Below are 23,145 nucleotides of genomic sequence, written 5' to 3' on the forward strand. Positions count from 1 at the left end.
TATAGCTTCGCCTATAATGCAAACATCTTATTACTAAAGGAGTGATTTCGTTGGTTCTTGGTCTTTTAACTTCCGGGCTCCATCACGAGCAAACGTATTACACCGAAATCGCTAAGCGAGCTCGTCTTTATCATAACGTCGTTGCCCAATTCACACCGTTTAGCATTGATTCAAAGACAGATCTTGTTTCTGGTCTTATTTACGATACAGATACAGGAAATTGGATAGATCAAACCTTTCCCATTCCTTCATATATATATGATCGTTGTCATTTCAAAGAGGATGAGGAATTCCAACAAGCAAATGCGATTATTCATTCATTACACAAACGTTCTTCCACTACTTTTTTAAACAACACACTTATTAACCCAAGCGATTTACACAATCTTTTTCTTACTAATAAACGTCTTTCCCCTTACGTACCAAAAATAATAAAAGGAACAGTACAAGGAATTTTTAAATTACTACTAGAAACAAGAGATATTATTATAAGACCAATCAATATACAATCCAATGAAAATTTATATCGGGCCACTTACAAAAATAAAACATTTCATATCGATACAATAAATGAACAACATCATACTTCTACTCAATTCAAACGAACAGATAAATTTATATCATGGTGCAAATCGAACATACACTCATTCCGTTATATGATTCATCCAATGTTACAACCTCCAAATCAACTATCATATCCGATTCATATTCGAACCATTATGCAAAAAAATAAAGAACAGAATTGGCAAGTGCTCGGTCAATTTATACAAAAATCTTCATTCCCGGCACAATTTTTACTTTCAGCAACAGAACGTTCTATGTTACATCCATTTTCTAAAATTAAATATTTACTTTCTCCAACTGGCGTTCAATTATTAAAAGATGCTTTACATGATGTTGTAAATGAAGTGTTTAAAACACTCGATCAGTCCTATTCTTCATTATTTGAACTAGAGCTTTCTACCATTATGGATCAAAAAGGTGCCATTTGGCTTATGTACGTCAATACGATGCCTTCTTACGATGTTTATACTAGGTACAACGACGAACTGGCTGAACAAATTTTTCATGGTCCATTAAAGTTTAGCCGATTTACACCATAACGAAAGGAGGAAATCCCCGTTGAAAGAGCACATATATACATTAAGTATTTCAGATGAGCATCCAAATAGTATTACTTTACCTTACGTTTTTTCTATTACACCACCAATTACATCCTTTTTCTTTGGCTTACGTTATATTACATGTGAGAATATTAAAATTCATTATTCATTCACGCGAGAAATTATTATTGGCGAACAGATTGCAGCCGATCTTTTACTACCGCATTCAGCAACAATCCATGCCTTCTTACACAATCAAACCATTGTTTTCGGCCCATTAATCGGGATTTTCACAACTGGCTTTAACGATGATTCTAATTCTCCTTTAGGAAGTCGTTCCATCTCTCTCAGTGAGTTATTAACACCACCATTCACATTGCAGCCATTTGTATTTGTCTTTGGCATTCAACATATAAACTGGGAAGAGGAAACAATTGAAGGGTACTTCTTTCAAGAAGGAAAATGGGTAAAAAACAAAGTCCCTTTACCAAATGTCATTTACGACCGATTACCAAATCGGCAAGCAGAAAATTACAAACCTATCGTAAGAACAAAAAAACGTTTAGAAAGCGACTATGCGATTCCGTGGTTTAATCCGGGATTTTTCAATAAATGGGAAGTGCATCAACTTTTAATGAAAGAAGATTCAATTAAACCATTCTTACCAAATACAGAAGTATTTCAACATTTTGAACAAGTAGAACGACTTCTCGGTACGCATAAGTACATTTATATGAAACCAATACACGGTAGCTTCGGAAGAAATATTCATCAAATACTCTATTCTCAAACTGATAATTGCTACTATTGTCGTTATCGTGAAAATGAACAAAACAAACTAAGAAAGTATCAATCATTAGAAGCCCTTCTTAACCATGTGTTAAAAGGACATGATTTAAAAAAGTTTATCGTACAACAAGGTATCTCACTGCTCCGCTTCGAAGGGCAACCCGTCGATTTTCGCATTCATACAAATAAAAACCATTTTGGTAATTGGGTAGTCAGTGCAATCGTCGCAAAAATCGCCGGCAAAGGTAGCTTAACAACTCATGTAAATAGCGGCGGTGATACGAAATTACTTCAGGAACTATTTCCTGATTCAACAAAGCAAGTTCAAATTGAAAATAAACTAAAACAAACAGCCTTACAAATCAGTTATGCACTTGATGGGCAAGTAACCGGGAACATTGGAGAAATTGGTTTTGACATTGGTTTAGACACCACGGAAAACCCGTGGCTATTTGAAGCAAATTCTAAACCGGGGCGAACTGTATTCCAAGATGAAAAGTTAAAAGAACAAAGTGAACTTACGCGCCAATTATTTTATGAATATGCCATCTATTTAACTGAACACTCTTTGCGCGACAAGAAAGAAAAAATGTCACAAATAAAATCAGATCCTTCGTCACATACCGAAAACATCCCTTCCCCTATGATTAACTCACAAATACAAAAACAAAAACTTCCACCTCCTTCATAAGGTGGAAGTTTTTTATTTAAACGAGCTTCACTACAACTTCTGTTTCCACATTACATACTCCGCAATAAAAAACATGATTGCAATACTCCTGTGAATTATTATGTGTTAAACCGTCTACTGCACTTAATAATTCTTGATCCATATATGCACTGTAATCGTCTATGTAATCTACAGTTTTCCCATAATCTTGGAGTATACCTTGGCAATTTTGACAAGAATATGTTTGTGATTCTAGCGCGTTGCAAAGCGGGCAAATTCCCATCATGATTCCTCCATACGTTATCGTTTAAAAACAATTAAAAAGCCCTTTTTTTAGATTGAAGAGAGCATCTAGCCGTGCATAGACGCGGTCAGTTCCTTTTTCTGCCCCATCCTGGGTTAAAACAGAACTATGTAGTTGCTCCCGATTTAATTTTCATTTTACTAAACTGGAATTTGTCTCACTTTAACAAATCATAAGTTAAGTAAGCCAAGCTGGTTATACAAAGAAAAAAACGCATATGATTTCGCTCTTAGTTTAGCCTTCTTTCTTAAAAATACAACGATTACTCTTATTTCATAATTTACGAAATGATGAAATATTTTTTACAAAATTTACAAATTATTTTTTTTGTATATCTTTCTAGGTAACATCCATACTATGAGTACAAACTTAATTACCGATGGATTAGCGCCAAACGGGGCGATAATCTGGTTCAAATCCAGCTAGTCCAACCAAAAAAATTTTTATAACTCTAAGGAGGATATATTCCTATGGCAAACCAAAGTTCTTACAATCAATTAGTAGTACCAGGTGCAACAGCAGCAATCGATCAAATGAAGTACGAAATCGCTCAAGAATTTGGTGTACAATTAGGAGCAGATTCTACGGCTCGCGCTAACGGTTCTGTTGGTGGAGAAATTACAAAACGTCTAGTTGCAATGGCTGAGCAAAGCCTTGGCGGATTCCAAAAATAAATATATATGGCAAAAAGGTCTCAAGGCATATGCCTTGAGACCTTCCTTAATTTATTGCAACATTTGTAAAAACTTCTTCGTTCGTTCTTCTTTTGGATTTGTAAATACATCTTCCGGTGTACCTTGTTCGACAACGACACCGCCATCCATGAAAATAACACGGTTCGCAATTTGATGGGCAAAGCGCATTTCATGCGTTACAATGACCATCGTCATTCCTTCTTTAGCAAGTTCTTTCATAACCTTTAAAACTTCTTGAACTAGCTCAGGATCAAGTGCTGACGTTGGCTCATCAAATAGTAAAACTTCCGGCTCCATCGCAAGCGCACGAGCGATTCCAACGCGCTGTTGTTGTCCACCTGATAATTGGAACGGATATAAGTCTACTTTATCCGCAAGACCAACTTTTTCAAGGAAATAGTTTGCTTTTTTCTTCGCTTCTTCTTTCCCCATCTTTTTCACTGTAACGAGCCCTTCCATTACATTGTGAATTGCTGTTAAATGAGGAAATAGATTATGGTGTTGGAATACCATACCTGTTTGCGTACGAAGATTTACAATATCTTTCTTCGATACTTTTTGAGAGAAATCGAGCTCTTTATTGCCGATGCGAATGTTACCAGCGTTCGGCGTTTCTAACACGTTGAGACAACGCAAGAATGTCGTTTTACCAGATCCAGATGGCCCGATAATAACAACCACTTCGCCCTTCTCAACTGATAAGTCTATATGTTTTAATACGGTATTATCTCCGAAACTTTTTTGTAAATGTTGAATTGAAATCATAAAAACAAAAACTCCTTTTATGAAAGGGTTATTTTAGAGTATAACGTTCTGAACGTTTTTCTAATATTTGTTGCACGATAGATAATAAGAAGCAAATTACCCAATAAATTAGACCTGCTTCAAAATAAACAATTAAAAACTCATAGTTCATTGCCGCAATTTCCTGCGCTTTTCGGAACATTTCTGTTACTAAAATTAACGACGCTAATGACGTATCCTTCACTAAACTAATAAATGTATTCGAAAGCGGCGGAATTGATACGCGTGTTGCTTGTGGTAAAATAACACGTTTTAATGCTTGCGGGTATGTCATCCCAATTGTGTAAGCTGCTTCCCACTGTCCTTTCGGGATTGAAAGGATAGAAGCACGAATAATTTCAGATGCATATGCACCTACATTTAATGAAAATCCAATAACTGCTGCTGTATATGGCTCAACTTCAATATTAAGAGTTGGAAGACCATAGAAAATAATAAATAACTGTACAAGAAGTGGCGTTCCGCGAATGATAGATACATAGATACGAGCAATCCATTGTAAAATACGACTACCTGAAATACGTGCGAGCGCTGTTAACGTCGCAAGTATAATACCGATAATAAATGTAATAAGCGTTAACGGAATTGTCGTAAAGACAGCTTCCTTCAGCATAGGCGCGAAGGAAGTCTGCATAATATCTATCCAAGTAGACAATCGATCTGACATCAATGCGCTACTTAGATACATTTTCACCGAACCATTTTTTCGTTATTTTATCGTACGTACCATCTTTTTTCATATCTTCTAACGCTTTATTTACTTCTTGGACAAGTTTGTCGCTACCTTTACGGAATAAGAATCCACTTTGTGACGCTTCTTTTTCTGTATCTACAATTTTAATTTTTGCATCTTTTTTCGTTTCTAAATAGTTTAACACTGATAATTTATCATTGATTGTGAAATCAACGCGGCCAGAACTTAATAATTCTGCTGCTTGGCTAAATCCTTCTACACCTGTGATTTCCGCACCATTTTTCTTAGCAATATCTGCGTAGTTACTTGTTAAAGATTGTGCTGCTTTTAATCCTTTTACGTCAGCAAATGTAGCAGGTTTATCTTTATCTTTCGCAATAACTAATGCTGCTGAAGAAGAAATATATGGACTAGAGAAGTCATATTTTTTTTGGCGATCTTCACGAATACCAACTTCGTTCGCAACCATGTCGAAACGTTTTGCATCTATTCCTGCAAGTAAGCTATCCCATTGTGTTTCTTTAAATACAGGCTTTACACCTAAACGTTTTGCAACTTCTTCTGCTAATTCAACGTCAAACCCAGTTAATTTATCGTTTGTATCGTGGAACGTAAATGGTGGATATGTACCTTCTGTACCAATTACAAGCTCACCGCTTTGTTTTATCTTCTGTAATGCATCTTGATTAGCTGTATCTTTTTTCTCTTCTTTACCGCAGCCCGCTACAATCCCAATCGCTAATGTAGTTACTGCAAGCACTGAAAATAATTTTTTCATGATAGTAGTCCTCCAAGTATTCTGATAGGAATTTAAAAACTATATTGATTGTATGCAATTTCGAACAATTTTTCAATGAAAATGTTCTTATTTAGTTTAACCTTTTTCTTCATAATCAAACAAAATGGAAAAATAACGCTACATACAAAAAATAAGTAACATTTTTTAATATAGCATTTATAAAGAAAAAGGTAAAACAATACCTACTTATTTATAAGTTTTTCAGCCGGTGAAATATATTAACTTCTAAGCGGACAATCCTATCAAAAAAGAACTTGCGAAAATCGCAAGTTCTTCTAAAAATTAAGCACTCTGGTTTCCTTCCATTTGCGTTTTATACATATCGTAATAACGCCCGCGCTTTTTCATTAATTCATCATGGGAACCTTTTTCCAAAATCGTTCCTCTATCAAGCACAATAATTTGATCAGCGCTCTTAATTGTTGAAAGACGATGAGCGATAATAAACGTCGTTCGTCCTTTCTTCACAACTTCTAGCGCTTGTTGAATCATCGCTTCTGTTTCTGTATCAATACTGGAAGTCGCTTCATCTAAAATTAAAATGGCAGGATCAAAAGCAAGTGCCCTAGCAAACGATATAAGCTGACGTTCTCCGGTTGAAAGTGTACTTCCTTTCTCCGTAATTTTTTCATCTATATTGTTCGCAAACCTTTCCGCACCAACATCACGTAACGCCTTTACGATGCGATCTTTTGAAATTTTTTCATTTTCTAAGCTTACATTGGATGCCACTGTCCCGCTAAATAAAAACGGATCTTGCAATACAATTCCCATATGTTCACGTGTTGCTTGTTTCGGCATCTCTGTTACATCATGACCATCAATCGTAAGCTTCCCTTTTTGAAATCCATAAAACTGAAAGAGCACATTCATAATGGAACTTTTTCCTGATCCAGTATGACCGACAAGTGCCACTGTCTCCCCTTGTTTCGCTTCAAAAGAAATATTTTTTAATACTTCATCTTTTCCATTGTAAGAAAACGAAACATTATCGAATTTCACATTTCCGGTTAAGCGAGGCATACGTTCTTCTTCTACTGCCTCTCCCTTTTCCTCTAGCAATTCAAAGACGCGCTCTGATGCAACACGCGATTGCTCTAAGTTAGCAAGTTGGTTCACCATGTTCGTAATTGGCGAGAACAATCTCGTTAAATAATCGACGAAAGCATACAGTATCCCTAGAGAAAGGAGGCCAGAAGCACTTAATGAAGCACCACCGAAATACCAAATTACACCTGTAAAAGCGATGTTTCTTAATACAGACACTAAATTATGCGAAGTTGCTGCATTTAAATTTAAAATTTTATTTTGATATTTAAAATAATCACCATTTAACTCTTCAAATTCCTTCTTCGTTTCATGTTCTTGACGAAATGCTTGAATAATTGGCATCCCTTGAATTGATTCATTCACTGTTCCGTTAATATCCGATAAACGCGAACGCATTTTATGATTGTATACAGACGCATACTTTCTATACATAATCGCCCAAACAATTAAAATTGGGATGATGAGTAAGCATAGTGCCGCCAGTTTTACATCAAGTAAAAATAGCGCAGCAAAAATCCCGATAATATAAATGATACTAGAGACGAATGTCGCAAGCACTGTTACATATAAATCACGAATCGCTTCTGTATCATTCGTTACACGCGATACAATTTTCCCTGCTGGTAAATGGTCAAAATAACGAATTGGCAACGTTTGAATATGGGAAAAGACGTCTTCCCTCATAATTTGAATAATTTTGTTTGCCGCCTTCTGTAAGAAGAACTGCTTTCCGTATGCAAATAATGATACGACTACTAATAAAGCGAAATATCCACCGCCAAGTAGTAATAACCTATTTATTTCTGGTTTATAAAACGCAAATACTTCTTCTTTCGTTAAGGCTTTCGATTTATACACTTGCACTGCCTTACCACTTTGTACTGTAAGCACATCACCCTTAACAGAACGAGTTCCTTCAAGCGTTATTTTATTCGGTACAAAATAGTACTGAAAACCAACTTGAATCACTCGGACTTCTTTCCCTTTTTGCTCACCTTGTTCAAAGCGATCACTTCGCTTATAAAAGGCGCCATTATATGAAACAGCATCCTCACTCTTTTCTGTTTCATACCAGGGTCTCTCTATTCCAACGATATGCTCATCGATCATCGTTTTTGCGACGAAAGGACCCGCGAGTTCTGCAATAACGAAAACAAATAGCATCGCCATCGCTGCAAAAATCGGCCCTTTTACTTTCATCGCGTATTGAAACAATCGTTTTGAAACACTCATATTTTCACCCCACTATCCGTACTTTCACTTTCACCTTGTTGTCTTTCGAACTGCTCTGCATACCAGCCCCCATTTCGAACGAGCGCTTCATGCGAGCCTTCTTCAATAACCTCACCGTTATCCATAACGAGAATCCAATCAGCATGCTGCACTGCTGACAAACGATGCGTCGTTATAATCGTCGTCTTCCCGCTTCTTTCTGTTCGTATATTTTCAATAATTGCTGCTTCCGTACGAGCATCAACAGCTGATAAAGAATCGTCCAAAATTAAAATTTCCGGATTTTGAATAACAGCCCTTGCAATTGAAATCCTTTGCTTTTGCCCACCTGATAAAGAAACACCTTTCTCCCCAACGAGCGTTTCTAAACCTTCCGGTAAAAACTCTAAATCCTTTTTAAACGCAGCTATTTCAATCGCTTTTTCAAGTTCTTCTTCAGTCGCTTCTCTATTTCCGAATAAAATATTTTCCTTCGCTGTTTTTGAGAACAAAATGTGTTCCTGAGGTACATACCCAATCCAGCCAAGTACGTTATCATTCGTAATTTTATCTAGCTTCACATCAGAAACCGCAATATCCCCTTCCCCGAGTGGATATTGACGAAGAAGCTGACGAACGAGCGTCGTTTTCCCGCTTCCTGTTTTCCCAACAACTCCAAGTGTCTCTCCTTGTTTTAATGAGAACGAAACATTTTTTAAATTTGTTTCAATTGATGAAGGATATGAAAAAGTAACATTATCAAATTCAATGTAATCTGGCCCTTGTACAACCTTTGGATCTTTCGGATTCTTTACATCCGGTTCATAAGCTAACGTTTCATTTACACGGTCGAGCGACGCATTTCCTCTTTGCATAACATTAATCAATTCACCAATTGCAAACATCGGCCAAATCATCATCCCTAAATAGACGTTAAAAGAAACGAGCTCACCAAGTGTCACCTTTGATTGGAATACGAGATATGCACCGTACACTAAACCAATTAAATAACTAAGACCGACGAGCATTTTTACAGTTGGCTGGAATAATGCATCGATTCTTGCTACTCTCATATTTTTCTCGTATACGTCATCTCCTAAATGATGAAACCTTTCTTGATCAGCGTTCTCCTGTACATACGCACGAATAACGCGTACACCCGCAATTGATTCAAGTACTTTATCGTTCATATCCCCGAACGCATCTTGCGCGACTGTAAATCTTTCATGCAACTTCTTTCCGTATCTATTCATCGCATACGCCATAATCGGAAGCGGTATAAGCGCAGCAAATGTTAACTGCCAACTAATTGAAAAGCCCATCATACAAACGATTGTAAGCATATATAGACTAGAATCAACGAGCGTTAATATACCAAAACCAGCTGTCATGGAGATTGCTTTTAAATCATTTGTCGCTCTCGCCATTAAATCGCCAGTACGATTTTTTTGATAAAACGTCGGTGTCATCTTAAGTAAATGCCCCATAAATTTTGAACGCATCGTTTTCTCAAGTACGAACGCACCGCCAAATAGTTGGTGCTGCCAAATGAAAGTAAGTACATACCCACCAATCGTTACCCCAAGTAAAATAAGAATATATTGCATAATCGCCTCATTCGTTAAGGCTCCCGTTTTAATATTATCAATTGTAATTCCTAACACTTTCGGTGGAATTACCTCTATCACGTTTACAATTAAAAGTACCCCAATTGCAATACTATACCTTTTCCAATGATCTCTAAAAAACCAGCTTAACTTTAGTAATACTGAAAACAATATAACCTCTCCTTTCTCTTTCTCGTTTGATTCACATTTCTTTATCCGCTATCCAAACCCATCACATTTACATTTCGTAAGCCATACAATTTCATCACATTTTTCCACCTTCCAAATTCTGATTTTTTATAGTAACAAGGAAAATAAACAAAAAAAAGCATACCGCCGCTTGACGATATGCAATAGAATGCATAAAAGCGTACGTTACGATATACGCAACGTACGCTTCTCATAAGACAAAAAGGTCCTATATATCCGCACGGGTTGCGTAATGATATGAATGTTTTCCGCCATTTAACAGAGCTAAGCCCATTACATTTACGATTACAATCATTACGCACACCCCCTTCATTTATTTTCCATTTATAATCTTACAACTTTATTGAGTATTCTGTCAATTATTTTTTTCGCTTTAGAATAAAATAATCTTTTATCACAAAAAATAAAAGTGATGCATTCTACTTATAATTCAGTTTGAAATAAGAGAATCTTCTGTAAGAAAGGGCATACAAAATAAAAAAATAGTAAGAAATCGTTTTCACAAACATTTCATTTGAAAAATATTATCAAACCACCTACAATCACCTTATACTCACTCTTACAAGTTGCTATTTTAGGAGGACTAATCATGACAACTAGCAATACGTACAAATTTTATTTAAACGGAGAATGGAGAGAAAGCTCTTCAGGTCAAACAATCGACATTCCATCTCCATACTTACACGAAGTAATTGGGCAAGTACAAGCAATTACTCAAGGAGAAGTAGATGAAGCAATTGCATCTGCAAAAGAAGCTCAAAAATCATGGGCTGAAGCTTCTCTACAAGATCGCGCAAAATATTTATATAAATGGGCTGATGAGCTCGTAAATATGCAAGATGAAATTGCCGATATCATTATGAAAGAAGTCGGTAAAGGCTATAAAGATGCGCAAAAAGAAGTCGTTCGTACAGCTGACTTAATTCGTTACACAGTTGACGAAGCACTTCACATGCACGGTGAAAGCATGATGGGTGATAGCTTCCCTGGTGGATCTAAATCTAAACTTGCGATTATTCAGCGCGCACCACTTGGTGTTGTATTAGCAATTGCACCATTTAACTACCCAGTAAACTTATCTGCTGCAAAACTTGCACCAGCACTTATTATGGGTAACGCTGTTATCTTCAAACCAGCAACTCAAGGTGCAATTAGCGGTGTTAAAATGGTTGAAGCACTTCATAAAGCTGGCCTTCCAAAAGGTCTTGTAAACGTAGCTACAGGACGCGGTTCTGTAATTGGTGACTACTTAGTAGAACATCCTGGCGTAAATATGGTATCGTTCACAGGTGGTACAAATACAGGTAAACATTTAGCGAAAAAAGCTGCGATGATTCCACTTGTATTAGAACTTGGTGGTAAAGATCCTGGTATCGTTTGTGAAGATGCAGACTTACAAGAAGCTGCAAAGCATATCGTAAGCGGTGCATTCTCTTACTCAGGTCAACGTTGTACAGCTATTAAGCGTGTACTTGTACATGAAAATGTAGCAGACGAACTAGCTGGCTTATTAAAAGAGCAAGTAGCTGAACTATCAGTTGGATCTCCAGAACAAAACAGCACAATCGTTCCATTAATCGACGACAAATCTGCTGACTTCGTTCAAGGTTTAATTGACGATGCTGCTGAAAAAGGTGCAACAATCGTTATCGGTAACAAACGTGAGCGCAACCTAATTTATCCAACATTAATCGACAACGTAACAGAAGAAATGAAAGTTGCTTGGGAAGAGCCATTTGGCCCAATCCTTCCAATCATCCGTGTTTCTTCTGACGAACAAGCGATTGAAATTGCTAACAAATCAGAGTTCGGTCTGCAAGCAAGTGTCTTCACAAAAGACATTAACAAAGCATTTGCAATTGCTAACAAAATCGACACTGGTTCTGTTCAAATTAACGGACGCACAGAGCGCGGCCCTGACCACTTCCCATTCATCGGTGTAAAAGGTTCAGGTATGGGCGCACAAGGTATTCGTAAGAGCCTTGAGTCTATGACTCGTCAAAAAGTAACTGTATTAAACTTAGTTTAATCTTATATGTAGCAGCTGATCTAATATTTAGGTCAGCTGCTTTTTAGTTAAAATCCTCCGGGACCTAATAACAAATTCTTCTCTATAATCTGATTATTACTATATCCATTGACGTATAAAAATACATTTGTTACTCTTAAACATGTTAATTTAATACATAAATCCTCATTCGTATCTCGGTGAGGTAGAGGTTGCAGTCATTAAGAGTATCATTTCAGGAGATGTAGTGGCATTGATGAAGAAATGAGAAAGGAATGATTGCCGAAGTAAGTCGTGTCCACCATGCACGCTTGCTGGGTCTGCATTTAATAAGTGCAGAACTGTCACAAACGTTTCGTTTGTGGAGAGCTATCGAGAGGTATGTCGTGGGTTTCTTATAAGATAGAAAGCATGTAGCGGCAAATTACGTGCTTTTTTTGTTTTGTTTGAACCTTCTCTTCCTTATCAGGAAGACATACATATCTCCTCGCTTGACTTGGTTATACTAACTTTGGAGGTATTTTCTATGCAACAAAAAAAATGGGGCTTTTGGGTACTAACAGCTTTCGTTGTCGGTAACATGGTTGGCGCTGGTATTTTCATGGTGCCAAGTACGTTAGCACAAACAGCAAGCCCACTCGGTGTCACTTTAGCTTGGTTAACAACAGGGTTTGGTGTTTTAATGCTAGCTCTTGTTTTCGGTAATTTAGCAATTCGTCGTCCTGATTTAACGACAGGACCACAAAGTCATGCATATGCTTTATTCTCAACACCAAAAAGAAAGAAAATGGCTGGTTTCAGCATGGTATGGGGATATTGGGTTGCAAACTGGGCAAGTAACGTTGCCATTATTACATCTTTCGCGGGATATTTATCGCTCTTCTTCCCAATTATGAAAGATACACGACTACTATTTTCAATTGGCTCTTTCAATATAGAAGTTGGAAAACTAATTACATTTACTATTTGTTCCATCTTACTTTGGGGAACACATTTAATTTTAACAAACGGTGTAAGCGGAGCTGGGAAGCTAAACTTCTTAGCAACAACAACGAAAGTAACTGGATTCCTTCTATTCATCATTGTTACGTTATTTGCGTTCGAAGCTTCAAAGTTTGGACAATGGTACACACCAATGATCGATAAAGAAGGCGTATCACACGGTCTACTTTCACAAGTAAACTTAGCTGCTCTTACAACACTTTGGGCATTTATCGGGATTGAATCAGCCGTTCTTTTATCAAACCGAGCTACCTCTCCAAAAACGGTAAAACGCGCAACTGTTGCAGGATTACTTATCACAGTTGCAATTTACTTAGGAATTACAATTTTAACAATGGGTGTACTTCACGTTGATAAATTACAAGCTTCTGAACGTCCATTAGCAGATGCATTAAACGCTGCAATGGGTCATGGCGGCGGGAAACTTATGGCATTACTTGCTCTTACTTCCCTATTCGGTTCAATATTAGGCTGGATTTTATTAAGCTCAGAAGTACCTTATCAAGCAGCAAAAGAAGGTTTCTTCCCTTCCTTCTTCGCAAAAACGAATAAAAAAGGAAGTCCAATTCATTCACTACGATTAACAAACATTATGTCGCAAGTGTTCTTATTCTCAACATTATCAGGAACAATTGCGGAAGCTTATACATTCGTTATTACCGTATCAACACTGGCCTACCTCATTCCATATCTCGTTTCACCAATCTTCCAGTTAAAACTAGTCGCAACTGGTGAAACATATAAGAATGAAATGGGTTCAAGAATTATGGATGGTGTAGTTGCAGTTATCGCACTTTGCTATGCACTATGGGTTATTAAAACCGGCGCATCCGATATAAAAACATTTCTTCTCGGAATTGGTTTATTCGGGATTGGCTTTGCCTTCTATCCATTAATGAATCGTGATCAGAAAAAAAATAAAGAAAAGAAAAACGAGCAAGTTGCGTAACGCAATTTGCTCGTTTTTTACTTTATAAAACATATATAATAGAAAAAAGAGGTGAAAAACATGTCAATCGAATCACTATGGAGCTCTCGCTTTCAACAACATATTCAAAATGCCATCACATACTTTGCACGTATGATTAACGGTTTACTATATAGCTTCATCTTCGTCTCATGTGTAGGTGCATATTATTACGCTAAGTTTCTTAAAACGGATCCTTCTAAAGGAATATCTCTATTGCTTATTACAATCGTCTTAACAGCGATTATAACGAGATGCCCAATACGTACATTTATTCAAAAGCCCGATGCTGTCTATTTACTAGCACTAGAAGAGAAATTAACTTCTTATTTTAAAAAATCTCTTCTATATAATTACATCATTCAGCTTTTCCCATTATTATTTACATTCCTTATTCTCGTACCACTTGCCATTCAATCATTACAACTAACCGTACCTTTTTTATGTACAATCTTTATAATTTTAATGATTCTAAAGAGCTGGAACATATACATACATTGGATATGGCGTGATAGTTATGAAAAAAGCATATGGTTTATCATTCGTATTGCTTGTAACGCCCTGATCATTTACATGCTGTTTTATACTGCAAATGTGATCGTGTTAGGCGGACTACTCTTACTTCTTGCTTTCCTGCTTCTATACACGAAGAAACAACCTACAAAACGAATACCGTGGGATTACATAATCGAACAAGAAGAAAAAATGGACGTTCGTTTCTATCAATTTGCTAGCATTTTCACCGATGTTCCGCAACTGAATAAGCAAGTAAATAAAAGAAAATGGCTTACAAATTGGATTGAACCTTTATTACATAAAAAACGAGCAACTTTCTTCTATTTACATACACTAGCATTTTTACGCGGTAATGATTATTTCGGTATATATATTCGCTTAGGGTTGATCGGTGCTTTCGCTCTATATTTTATTCCGAATATATATGTAAAAGGTGCTTTCGCTTATATCGTCCTATATATGATTTCTATGCAGCTCCGTTCCCTGTGGAAATATTTTTCAGGAAATATTATTGTAGCATTATATCCAATTGATACTGAAAAACGAATGAATCAATTTCTCCGCTTAATCTTTATATTGCTAAGCATTCAACTCATTGTATTTTCAAGTATTATACTCATTGCTACAGGGCAATTTTCACATAGTCTTATCATTATGATTATCGGGTTAATCTGGATAAAATTTATTATTGTACCAAAAACGAAGCGACGCGTTTCTTCGTTTTAACGAAAAGAATTATCTTAAAAGCCAAGGGAAAAATAAATTACCTCCTTGGCTTTTTTATTTTTCTTCCTCAAACAAGAATCACTGAAACAACCGATATTTTATGATTTTTACATACAAAAACGATAATACATGTTTACGTCCTAATAAAAAGGGTAGTTATTAAATTAACAGGGCAAAGGAACTGGAGGGAATGAAAAAATATGAATTAAGGTTTCACTTTATAAAAGGCGTTGCTCAAGGACGATTCTGGAACCGATTATATAATATAAGGAGCTGATTGCAATGAGTAAAAAAATTGCTATTTTAATAACGGATTATTTCGAGGACACAGAATACACAGAGCCAGTAGAAGCTTTTAATCAAAAGGGATACGAATTAACAACTATTGAAATGGAAAAAGGTAAAACGGTACACGGTAAACAAGGAAAAAGTGAAGTCGTAATTGATAAAAGTATTGATGATGTTTCTCCAGAGAACTTTGATGCCCTCTTTATACCAGGCGGATTTTCCCCAGATATACTTCGTGCAGATGAACGTTTTGTTCGCTTTAGCAAAGCATTTATGGATGCGAAAAAACCTGTTTTTGCTATTTGTCACGGCCCCCAATTACTCATCACTGCACAAACACTTGAAGGACGCGATGTGACTGGATATAAATCCATTGCGGTCGATTTGAAAAATGCCGGTGGAAATTTTCATGATAAAGAAGTGGTTGTATGCCAAAATCAGCTAGTAACAAGTAGACAACCAGAGGACATCCCAGTGTTTATTGAAGAATCATTGCGTATATTAGGATAGTTATTATAGGTTAACCAAAGTAGCTAAATAACTACTTTGGTTAACCTTTTTATTTGTAAAAAACAAAATTAACACCATATGAAACATTTCTTCATCTTTAATGATTTTTTGAGACAGCCTCTTTTCTCGTCCCAAAATTTCTAATCACTTTTCATAGGCAGTTCTCATATAGTGAAAATGACTATACGATTCCTATCCATAAGTTAATAATGATTTCGCACATATAAATAAAAAAGATAGGAGCTCTATTATGAACAACAATCCACCTGCAACGCCCCAAAACAACTCAGAAGAAAATAGCCGTGACATTAAATTGCAAACATTACGAGTCATCGGACTCATCGTCCTTATTAGTGGTTATATCCTCGTCGCTCTCTCAGAAGTAGGTGAGCTGAAAACCTTATTAACAAACCCTAACGCCAATCCTGATTTAGCTGAAGTTGATCCGTTTTAAAAATTATATAAAAAGCGAGTCCCAGTATAACTGGTTCGCTTTTATATAGTTTCATCCAATCTGAGAAACATTTCCTTCATTCTGATACTTCTCTTTCCCTATCGCCTTCATAAATAATAAAATACTGCTCATACCAACGATGAAATATAGAGCACTCATGCCCCAAGATGCAATAAATGACCCTAGCATAACACCTAATGCACCATTCATTTTCGCAACTTGAAAGACCATTCCGTTAATCGCCATATAAGAGCCTCTTGCCTCATTCGGCACCATATCTGCCATAATAGATTGACGAACTGGCACATACATCATCTCTCCTACAGTTTGGAAAAGCCCTGCGATTAATAAGATCCATAAACTATAGCTCACTCCGAGTATTGTAAATCCAATTGTATAAATGAATAAGCCTACATATTATGACTGTAATTATTGAATGACTTCTTCTAAATGGTTCTTCAAGTTCTCTAAATACTTCTCAACAGTAGGATTTTTCACCACATCATAACAAGCAAAGCTCTTTAACGGACTCATACCAATAAACTTCTGCACACGATGTAAATGACTAAGTGCTGATTCTAAACTTTCTCCTTCAAAGAACTTCGTCTTATCTCCGAATGCTTTTTCAGGTGCATTCCAAGTTGTAGAAAACATATACTGCTTCTCTTTTAATAAACCACCTGTTCCGTATTCATCTGCACCTTTAAAGAACAAACCGTATTCATACACTTCATCCATATACGTTTTAAATAATCCCGGTACACTAAACCAGTAAATAGGTGTTTGATAAATTACAACATCAGCCCATAAAAACTTTTCTTGCTCTTCCTTAATACTGTATCCATCTTGAATCGTTGTTGTTTTCACATAATGATTCTCACTTAATACAGTTACCATATAATCAACTAACGTTCTATTTAATCGTCCTTCTTTCGTACCGTATTTTTCATGCCCATTTATAATGAATATATTTTTCATCACTTTTCTCTCCCTTATTTTACTCTTCAGCTATTAAGCCGAGTTGCTGCTTCAGCGTAAGATTATCTTCTAAATGCCAATCTTCCGTTATCTTTCCGTCTTTCACATGCAAAATATCAATTGCAAAAAAATTGATTTTCTTATCATTATGAGTTCCTGTAAAAGAAAGACGAGCTGTTACTTTATCACCAACCACTAATAAATCTTCAATCTCGCAATGTATATCAGGAACGACTTTGCGAAAATTTTGCGCCGCAAGCTTTAATCCTTCAGTGCCTTGTGGTCGACCTTTCGGCAGTGTGTTATCGAAAAAATTTTCAGTAACCGTCTGCGGAATAAGCTCCTCTTTACCTGTATCCCAAAATGCATAAAAACGCTGAGCTGCATGCACGATTTCTGTCGCTTCCTTTTTACTTAATGAAGAATCAATTGTCATTGCTTTTGGCTTCGGCATTTCCTTTAATAACTGAATTTCAGTTTTTTGCTCACCACTACATGCTACAAGCACAATACAAATGACAAAAAAACTAAGTAACATAAACAGCTTTTTCATAACCATGGAAATCACCTCCTCTTCATACAAACCCTTTGTATTTCTTATTGCTATTGTATATGCAGTAACTTCCTTTATGGAAGTAGTGATATTTTTTTCATATAGTTACCAAAAAGATAGTTTTGTGATACGATAAGGCAAATTCATTAAAAAAATTTTTATGGAGGCTATTTCCATGAGCAATATAGATCCAGTTGTATTAACGAAAGGTTTACCTGGTATACCTTGTCCTATCGCTAAAACTCTTGACGTAATTAGTACAAAATGGACGTTTTTAATCATTCGCGATCTTCTTATCGAAGGAACATTAAGATTTAGCGATTTACAAAAATCAATGGACGGGATTAGTCCGAAAACATTATCACTTCGCCTAAAAGAATTGGAAGCACAAGGGATTATAACGAGAAAAGTATACCCAGAAGTTCCACCTCGCGTAGAGTACACGTTAACGGATAAAGGAAAGCAATTAGAGGGGATATTTATTGAATTAAAGCGGTTTGGATTAAGTTTATAAACGAAAAGCCCCTTACCATAAAAATAGTAAGAGGCTTTTCGTTATTCACTACATTACTTCGCAAAACTTTGAGCTAGCTGTTTCTCTCTCCACATAAATGTAATGCCGAGACCAACGATTAAAACAACACCTGAAAATGCATATGGATAATTAATGTTTATATCAAATAATATTCCGCCCATCGCTGGTCCTGCGATATTTCCTAAACTCGTATACGTTGAGTTCATACCAGCAACGAATCCTTGCTCTTTTCCAGCTGCTTTTGATAAAAACGTCGTTAAAGCTGGACGAAGTAAATCAAATGCTAGGAAAATAAAGCAAGTAACGAGAAGTACACTCCAATAATTAAAGACTACAGTTGAGACGAATGCTAATACTGCACCTACAATTAAACATATTTGAATTAATACTTTCTCACCGAACGTGTCAACCAATTTGCCAAACATAAATACTTGCACAACTACCCCAAAGATGGAGCTAATCGTAATAATTGCAGCAATATCTTTCGGTGTGAAACCAAATTTATGATCAGAAAACAAACTAAAAACAGTTTCATATGCTGATAATCCAAATGCGAGTACAAATACAATAATAAATGCGATTGCATACATTGGATTTAATGATTTCTTTAAATCTCCGATAAAGCTGGATTCTTTCGTATTAGCAGAAATCTCTGCAAGTTCTTCTTTCGTTAACGGCTCTTTCAAAATAAATATAGAAATCACGCATGCAACAAAGGCAATCACTGCTGCCACAAAGAACGGCACACGTATACCGTATTCTGCAATAAATCCGCCGATTCCAGGCCCTATAATAAATCCGGTACTAATAGCAGCTGAAAGATATCCCATCGCCTTTGGACGTTCCTGAATAGAAGTAATATCCGCAACATATGCCGTAACACCCGGCATAATAAACGCGGCACTAATTCCGCCTAACACCCTCGCTGCATAAAGCATCCACACATCTGTACCTAATCCAAAAAGAAGCTCTGAAACACCAAAAATAAATAATCCAATGATTATCATTTTCTTCCTACCGTAAATGTCGACCCAACGACCCGTAATAGGGGAAGTAATAAGCTGCGCCATTGCAAACACTGCAACGAGATAACCCATCGTCTTTCCTGTTAAATTCATATCATTCATAAAGGACGGCATAACCGGAATGATTAATCCAATCCCTAAAAAAGCGATAAATATATTACTCAAAAGAATGATCAATACCATCTTTTGTTCTTTTATCGGTTTCTTCAATTTTTAACACCTCTTCCCGTAGTTCCTCTCAAAAATAATGCCCAAGAAGCTTTTTCTTTATCCTGCTATTTGTGGGCTCATACTGAGTAAAGGTGTCCCCACTCATTAGAATTTCACTCTATCCTTCCACACATACATAAACACAGGGTGAATGACTATCATTCAGTTTCCCGCAGAAATGAACCTACCTTTTCAGACAGGTTCATCTTACTACTTCTTTATATGTAGTGCATGTGTTAAAAAATCTAGTACTTCTGCCTTTTGTAGCTCGACTTGCTCATCATCTTTATGATCATATAAATAAACTTGTTCCGCTGCTGATTCAACAAGAGCGATAAATAACTTCGCTGTTCGCTCTGCGTGAACCGAATCACGAATTTCACCTGATTCTTTTGCCTCACTTAAAAAGTCACTTAGCCATATATAAAGAGGCTCATATACAGCTTCCCATTCTTTTATATGTTCAGTTGATGCAAGGCCCGCATACATTAATGCTTGTATTTCACGATATTCAGCTATAAAGGTAAATACTGCATCTATTACTTGCTCAACTTTACTTGAAAAAGGTGAATCGTTCTGTACTTTTTCTTTCACTGCAAGTATCATCTTCTCAACCATCACTTCTGCTATTGCAGGCATAACAGATAACTTAGAAGGAAAATATAAATAGAAAGTTCCTTGTGCAATGCCAGCCAATTTCACGATATCAGAAATCTTCGTTTTTTCAACGCCCTTTTCCTGAAACACTTCAATAGCTGCATAGACAATTTTTTCTTTTTTATTCATCATCTAAACCCTTTCACACGCGTATTGAATGACTGTCACTCATTTTATAAAATAACTAGCTGTACTGTCAATCATCGTGCACTTTTCATAATAAAAATCTCCCAACAAATCGTTAGGAGATTTAACTTTAATATCCTTTTCTTATGAAAGAGCCTTTAATCCCGTAACTCCACATACGATAAGAGCTACACTAATCAAACGTGCCTTACTTTTTGATTCACCAAACAGAAACATATTTAATAAAACAGCTCCTGCTGTTCCAATGCCAATCCAAACCGCATAAGCTACACTTACTTGTAAGAACAAGAAAGATGTGTATAAGAATGCGAAGGAAGTTGCAAATCCACCCATATAAATCGCTCCATTTGCTAACGTCTTATCTTTACTATACATTTTAAGGCCTATCACACCGACTATTTCACTAATTGCAGCACAAAATACGAAAAACCAACCCATTTTTAAGCAGCTCCTTCCATAGTTTCTTCCGCGGTTTCTTCTTTATTATCAGCCAATTTTAAACCGATAACGCCCGCTACGACCATCACAATAAAGAATAGTTTTCCTACACTGAAACTGCCGCCGAAAAGGAATACATCCATTAGGAAAGTACCTACCGTACCAGCTCCGGCAAACACAGCATATACAGTCCCTGTTGCAAGATGTTCGCACGCTTTCGATAGGAAGTAAAAATCAACAGCGATAACTCCTACAATAATGACCCAATGCCACCAAGTATGAGCTGTATTAAAACCAAACACCCAAAAGACTTCAAAAATACATGTTAATATGACATATAACCAAGCTTTATTTTTCATATCTCTCACCTTCTATTATTTACTGACTGACCGTCAGTCATTTTTAATTTAAAAAATATAACCTCACTCTAACTACTATTTAAAAAACCAATATCATCCTCATTTATCCTTATATTTGTTCCGTTATTAAGCTAACTACATATAAAAGTTGCTTATCTACACCCTTTCACAGAAAAAATGACTGAATGTCATTCATAAACATTCTACATGACCAATTGATAAAGTGTCAACACCCGGATTCTATTAACCAAAAAATATTTTAAATTTCTTAAATCCACATGTATATTTCTTAATAATCTGTCAATAATGGTAGTAACATAATGTTTTCTCCATTCCCCCCTTGGAGATCCCTTTGAATCGAGCAGTTGCTTTTAGCTAACTGCTCTTTTTTAATTTATCGGCACATTATAATTAAATACTCATAAATAAATTCCAAAACAAAGACCTGTACTCCCTTTTCAACATGCAACAAAGAACGAAATATTTTGTACGCTATTTACTTTTCAACGAGTCTTTGTATGCAATAATTTTATTTTCGAGCATCTTCTCTGTAACTTCTAAATTTTCTCTTTGAATCTGAATAGATTTCCTATGATCTTCTAAGAGCTGTAAACGAGCTTCGGTTGTATGCTCCCCTTCTAAATATAATCTAGCATATTCTCTTATTTTCGCTATCGGCATTTGTGTTTGTTTTAATTTCATTACAAACTGCAACCACTTTATATGTGACTCTTCATACAATCTATTCCCATTTGCATCGCGATTTGCAATTAATATGTTCTCCTTTTCATAATAACGTAATGTATGTGTGCTCACTCCTAATAATTTAGCTACCTCGCTAATTGTGTACATAACCATTCTCCCTCCGCACGCCATTTACTCTCATATATTTTACTGCCTTATCCAAATTATAAAAAACATTTGACTTAGAGTATACTCTAACAAATACAATCTAACCATGATAAATTAATTTGAATTTAGGAGGCTTTTATATGAAATATACTGTTATTACTGGTGCTAGTTCAGGAATTGGCTATGAATCCGCTTTAGCCTTTGCATCTCGCGGAAAAAACTTAATACTTGTAGCTCGAAGACAAGCAGAATTAGAAGAATTAAAATTGAAAATTAACGAAATGCATCCGGAATTGGATGTTGTCATTCGAAGAACTGATTTATCAGTCACTGAAGAAGTTTATAAATTTTATGAAGGTCTACAAAGTTTTCAAATTGAAACGTGGATTAACAACGCAGGTTTTGGTAATTTCGCCTCAATTGCTGAACAAAATTTAAACAAGATAGAAACGATGTTGCATGTAAATATAGAAGCACTAACAATACTATCTTCCCTTTTCGTTCGAGATTATTCAATGACCGCAGGAACACAGCTTATTAACGTTTCATCAGGCGGTGGATATACGATTGTTGCTGATGCTGTTACGTATTGCGCTACGAAATTTTATGTAAGTGCATTTACAGAAGGACTATCTCATGAACTGAAAGAACAAGGTGCAAAACTACAAGCAAAAGTTTTAGCTCCTGGTGCAACTGAAACAGAATTTGCGAAACGTTCATTTAATATTGATGAGTTCCAATATGATGGTGTTGTACCAAAATTCCACACTGCAAAACAAATGGCACAATTTATGCTCGACCTTTATGATAGCGATAAAGTTGTAGGGCTTGTCGATGGTTCTACTTATAACTATGAGCTTAAAAATCCCATTTTTAATTTTGCAGTGAGACAAACGAATTCAAATTCTTAACAACATCTCATTTCTGATTAAAATATAGATACCCACTATTTCTTAAATAATAGTGGGCCTTTTTTCTCTCTA

23 protein-coding genes, 1 pseudogene and 1 riboswitch are annotated in these 23,145 nt (G+C 36.1%); of the genes and pseudogenes, 10 read left to right on the forward strand and 14 right to left on the reverse strand.

From position 1 onward, the window contains the following. The first annotated feature begins 50 nt into the window (after nt 1-50). On the forward strand, nt 51-1,103 hold the full coding sequence (locus AC0IXC_RS21430; RefSeq protein WP_471653261.1) for a YheC/YheD family protein: 1,053 nt from the start codon (nt 51-53) through the stop codon (nt 1,101-1,103). A 19-nt stretch (nt 1,104-1,122) separates the two neighbouring features. Continuing rightward, nucleotides 1,123-2,583, forward strand: a complete 1,461-nt coding sequence (locus AC0IXC_RS21435; RefSeq protein ID WP_471653262.1) for a YheC/YheD family endospore coat-associated protein — start codon at nt 1,123-1,125, stop codon at nt 2,581-2,583. A 16-nt stretch (nt 2,584-2,599) separates the two neighbouring features. Here AC0IXC_RS21435 and AC0IXC_RS21440 read toward each other — a convergent pair whose 3' ends face one another. Then, entirely contained in the window at nt 2,600-2,845 is a 246-nt protein-coding gene (locus tag AC0IXC_RS21440) for a hypothetical protein (RefSeq protein WP_002087367.1), read from the reverse strand. A gap of 491 nt (nt 2,846-3,336) precedes the next feature. On the opposite strand from AC0IXC_RS21440, the gene sasP reads away from it, so the two are divergent. After that, nucleotides 3,337-3,540 carry a small acid-soluble spore protein, SasP family gene (gene sasP / locus AC0IXC_RS21445; protein ID WP_000013349.1) on the forward strand — a complete coding sequence of 68 codons (204 nt, stop codon included), beginning with the start codon at nt 3,337-3,339 and terminating at the stop codon, nt 3,538-3,540. A 51-nt stretch (nt 3,541-3,591) separates the two neighbouring features. Here the strand turns inward: sasP and AC0IXC_RS21450 are convergent, their stop codons facing one another. The 5 genes from AC0IXC_RS21450 to AC0IXC_RS21470 form a co-directional block, all read right to left on the reverse strand. Next, nucleotides 3,592-4,326 carry an amino acid ABC transporter ATP-binding protein gene (locus AC0IXC_RS21450; RefSeq protein WP_002010843.1) on the reverse strand — a complete coding sequence of 245 codons (735 nt, stop codon included), beginning with the start codon at nt 4,324-4,326 and terminating at the stop codon, nt 3,592-3,594. A gap of 28 nt (nt 4,327-4,354) precedes the next feature. Next, nucleotides 4,355-5,053 carry an amino acid ABC transporter permease gene (locus AC0IXC_RS21455; RefSeq protein WP_033706449.1) on the reverse strand — a complete coding sequence of 233 codons (699 nt, stop codon included), beginning with the start codon at nt 5,051-5,053 and terminating at the stop codon, nt 4,355-4,357. After that, nucleotides 5,040-5,837 (reverse strand): amino acid ABC transporter substrate-binding protein, encoded by a 798-nt coding sequence (locus AC0IXC_RS21460; RefSeq protein ID WP_002030008.1) that lies wholly within the window; start codon nt 5,835-5,837, stop codon nt 5,040-5,042. The genes AC0IXC_RS21455 and AC0IXC_RS21460 overlap by 14 nt, the downstream gene beginning before the upstream one ends. A gap of 303 nt (nt 5,838-6,140) precedes the next feature. Further along, nucleotides 6,141-8,141: an ABC transporter ATP-binding protein gene (locus tag AC0IXC_RS21465; RefSeq protein WP_471653263.1), complete on the reverse strand. Its 2,001-nt coding sequence runs from the start codon at nt 8,139-8,141 to the stop codon at nt 6,141-6,143. Beyond that, complete coding sequence (locus tag AC0IXC_RS21470) at nt 8,138-9,898, reverse strand: ABC transporter ATP-binding protein (protein ID WP_471653264.1); 1,761 nt, start codon at nt 9,896-9,898, stop codon at nt 8,138-8,140. The genes AC0IXC_RS21465 and AC0IXC_RS21470 overlap by 4 nt, the downstream gene beginning before the upstream one ends. Before the next feature lie 628 nt (nt 9,899-10,526). On the opposite strand from AC0IXC_RS21470, the gene gapN reads away from it, so the two are divergent. The 5 genes from gapN (at nt 10,527) to AC0IXC_RS21495 (ending at nt 16,408) form a co-directional block, all read left to right on the forward strand. After that, entirely contained in the window at nt 10,527-11,966 is a 1,440-nt protein-coding gene (gapN, locus tag AC0IXC_RS21475) for an NADP-dependent glyceraldehyde-3-phosphate dehydrogenase (protein ID WP_002010835.1), read from the forward strand. Between the two features lie 177 nt (nt 11,967-12,143). Beyond that, nucleotides 12,144-12,325, forward strand: a riboswitch (Lysine riboswitch). A 146-nt stretch (nt 12,326-12,471) separates the two neighbouring features. Beyond that, a complete protein-coding gene (locus AC0IXC_RS21480) occupies nt 12,472-13,896 on the forward strand; it encodes an amino acid permease (protein ID WP_002030003.1) in 1,425 nt (474 codons plus the stop codon). Between the two features lie 60 nt (nt 13,897-13,956). Then, nucleotides 13,957-15,156: an ABC transporter permease gene (locus AC0IXC_RS21485; protein ID WP_215590779.1), complete on the forward strand. Its 1,200-nt coding sequence runs from the start codon at nt 13,957-13,959 to the stop codon at nt 15,154-15,156. A gap of 282 nt (nt 15,157-15,438) precedes the next feature. Further along, nucleotides 15,439-15,954: a type 1 glutamine amidotransferase domain-containing protein gene (locus tag AC0IXC_RS21490; protein ID WP_002029999.1), complete on the forward strand. Its 516-nt coding sequence runs from the start codon at nt 15,439-15,441 to the stop codon at nt 15,952-15,954. 250 nt (nt 15,955-16,204) lie between these two features. Next, nucleotides 16,205-16,408, forward strand: coding sequence for a hypothetical protein (locus tag AC0IXC_RS21495; RefSeq protein ID WP_002010828.1), 204 nt, complete (start codon nt 16,205-16,207; stop codon nt 16,406-16,408). A gap of 51 nt (nt 16,409-16,459) precedes the next feature. Here the strand turns inward: AC0IXC_RS21495 and AC0IXC_RS21500 are convergent. The 3 genes and pseudogenes from AC0IXC_RS21500 to AC0IXC_RS21510 form a co-directional block, all read right to left on the reverse strand. Further along, nucleotides 16,460-16,825, reverse strand: a pseudogene (locus tag AC0IXC_RS21500) (MFS transporter); the annotation flags it as partial. Between the two features lie 12 nt (nt 16,826-16,837). After that, nucleotides 16,838-17,386, reverse strand: a complete 549-nt coding sequence (locus AC0IXC_RS21505; protein ID WP_033708821.1) for an NAD(P)H-dependent oxidoreductase — start codon at nt 17,384-17,386, stop codon at nt 16,838-16,840. Between the two features lie 19 nt (nt 17,387-17,405). After that, nucleotides 17,406-17,945, reverse strand: coding sequence for an ester cyclase (locus AC0IXC_RS21510; protein WP_033708820.1), 540 nt, complete (start codon nt 17,943-17,945; stop codon nt 17,406-17,408). Between the two features lie 169 nt (nt 17,946-18,114). On the opposite strand from AC0IXC_RS21510, the gene AC0IXC_RS21515 reads away from it, so the two are divergent. Continuing rightward, a complete protein-coding gene (locus AC0IXC_RS21515; protein ID WP_002166316.1) occupies nt 18,115-18,453 on the forward strand; it encodes a winged helix-turn-helix transcriptional regulator in 339 nt (112 codons plus the stop codon). Nucleotides 18,454-18,506: 53 nt separating this feature from the next. Here AC0IXC_RS21515 and AC0IXC_RS21520 read toward each other — a convergent pair whose 3' ends face one another. From AC0IXC_RS21520 to AC0IXC_RS21540, 5 genes are all read right to left on the reverse strand, one after another. Further along, on the reverse strand, nt 18,507-19,709 hold the full coding sequence (locus tag AC0IXC_RS21520) for an MFS transporter (RefSeq protein ID WP_326997030.1): 1,203 nt from the start codon (nt 19,707-19,709) through the stop codon (nt 18,507-18,509). Between the two features lie 210 nt (nt 19,710-19,919). Next, nucleotides 19,920-20,498: a TetR/AcrR family transcriptional regulator gene (locus AC0IXC_RS21525; protein WP_002063960.1), complete on the reverse strand. Its 579-nt coding sequence runs from the start codon at nt 20,496-20,498 to the stop codon at nt 19,920-19,922. A gap of 138 nt (nt 20,499-20,636) precedes the next feature. Beyond that, the gene (locus AC0IXC_RS21530) at nt 20,637-20,951 is read right to left on the reverse strand and encodes a DMT family transporter (RefSeq protein WP_326997029.1); all 315 of its coding nucleotides are present in this window, start codon (nt 20,949-20,951) and stop codon (nt 20,637-20,639) included. A gap of 2 nt (nt 20,952-20,953) precedes the next feature. Next, complete coding sequence (locus AC0IXC_RS21535; RefSeq protein ID WP_002010813.1) at nt 20,954-21,310, reverse strand: DMT family transporter; 357 nt, start codon at nt 21,308-21,310, stop codon at nt 20,954-20,956. Between the two features lie 492 nt (nt 21,311-21,802). Further along, nucleotides 21,803-22,162, reverse strand: coding sequence for a MerR family transcriptional regulator (locus AC0IXC_RS21540; protein WP_002188427.1), 360 nt, complete (start codon nt 22,160-22,162; stop codon nt 21,803-21,805). Nucleotides 22,163-22,302: 140 nt separating this feature from the next. On the opposite strand from AC0IXC_RS21540, the gene AC0IXC_RS21545 reads away from it, so the two are divergent. After that, nucleotides 22,303-23,073 carry an SDR family NAD(P)-dependent oxidoreductase gene (locus AC0IXC_RS21545; RefSeq protein WP_471653265.1) on the forward strand — a complete coding sequence of 257 codons (771 nt, stop codon included), beginning with the start codon at nt 22,303-22,305 and terminating at the stop codon, nt 23,071-23,073. The last annotated feature ends 72 nt before the right edge of the window (nt 23,074-23,145 follow it).

The sequence above is a fragment of the Bacillus sp. AC266 genome (assembly GCF_979253805.1).

What these genes read in the sequence shown, in the direction of transcription:
- AC0IXC_RS21465 (WP_471653263.1), bottom strand. Translation starts at nt 8,141, where the DNA reads ATGAGTGTTTCAAAACGATTGTTTCAATACGCGATGAAAGTAAAAGGG.
- AC0IXC_RS21480 (WP_002030003.1), top strand. Translation starts at nt 12,472, where the DNA reads ATGCAACAAAAAAAATGGGGCTTTTGGGTACTAACAGCTTTCGTTGTC.
- AC0IXC_RS21490 (WP_002029999.1), top strand. Translation starts at nt 15,439, where the DNA reads ATGAGTAAAAAAATTGCTATTTTAATAACGGATTATTTCGAGGACACA.
- sasP (WP_000013349.1), top strand. Translation starts at nt 3,337, where the DNA reads ATGGCAAACCAAAGTTCTTACAATCAATTAGTAGTACCAGGTGCAACA.
- AC0IXC_RS21530 (WP_326997029.1), bottom strand. Translation starts at nt 20,951, where the DNA reads ATGGGTTGGTTTTTCGTATTTTGTGCTGCAATTAGTGAAATAGTCGGT.
- AC0IXC_RS21525 (WP_002063960.1), bottom strand. Translation starts at nt 20,498, where the DNA reads ATGATGAATAAAAAAGAAAAAATTGTCTATGCAGCTATTGAAGTGTTT.
- AC0IXC_RS21440 (WP_002087367.1), bottom strand. Translation starts at nt 2,845, where the DNA reads ATGGGAATTTGCCCGCTTTGCAACGCGCTAGAATCACAAACATATTCT.
- gapN (WP_002010835.1), top strand. Translation starts at nt 10,527, where the DNA reads ATGACAACTAGCAATACGTACAAATTTTATTTAAACGGAGAATGGAGA.
- AC0IXC_RS21510 (WP_033708820.1), bottom strand. Translation starts at nt 17,945, where the DNA reads ATGGTTATGAAAAAGCTGTTTATGTTACTTAGTTTTTTTGTCATTTGT.
- AC0IXC_RS21535 (WP_002010813.1), bottom strand. Translation starts at nt 21,310, where the DNA reads ATGAAAAATAAAGCTTGGTTATATGTCATATTAACATGTATTTTTGAA.
- AC0IXC_RS21455 (WP_033706449.1), bottom strand. Translation starts at nt 5,053, where the DNA reads ATGTATCTAAGTAGCGCATTGATGTCAGATCGATTGTCTACTTGGATA.
- AC0IXC_RS21485 (WP_215590779.1), top strand. Translation starts at nt 13,957, where the DNA reads ATGTCAATCGAATCACTATGGAGCTCTCGCTTTCAACAACATATTCAA.
- AC0IXC_RS21540 (WP_002188427.1), bottom strand. Translation starts at nt 22,162, where the DNA reads ATGTACACAATTAGCGAGGTAGCTAAATTATTAGGAGTGAGCACACAT.
- AC0IXC_RS21545 (WP_471653265.1), top strand. Translation starts at nt 22,303, where the DNA reads ATGAAATATACTGTTATTACTGGTGCTAGTTCAGGAATTGGCTATGAA.
- AC0IXC_RS21515 (WP_002166316.1), top strand. Translation starts at nt 18,115, where the DNA reads ATGAGCAATATAGATCCAGTTGTATTAACGAAAGGTTTACCTGGTATA.
- AC0IXC_RS21450 (WP_002010843.1), bottom strand. Translation starts at nt 4,326, where the DNA reads ATGATTTCAATTCAACATTTACAAAAAAGTTTCGGAGATAATACCGTA.
- AC0IXC_RS21505 (WP_033708821.1), bottom strand. Translation starts at nt 17,386, where the DNA reads ATGAAAAATATATTCATTATAAATGGGCATGAAAAATACGGTACGAAA.
- AC0IXC_RS21460 (WP_002030008.1), bottom strand. Translation starts at nt 5,837, where the DNA reads ATGAAAAAATTATTTTCAGTGCTTGCAGTAACTACATTAGCGATTGGG.
- AC0IXC_RS21495 (WP_002010828.1), top strand. Translation starts at nt 16,205, where the DNA reads ATGAACAACAATCCACCTGCAACGCCCCAAAACAACTCAGAAGAAAAT.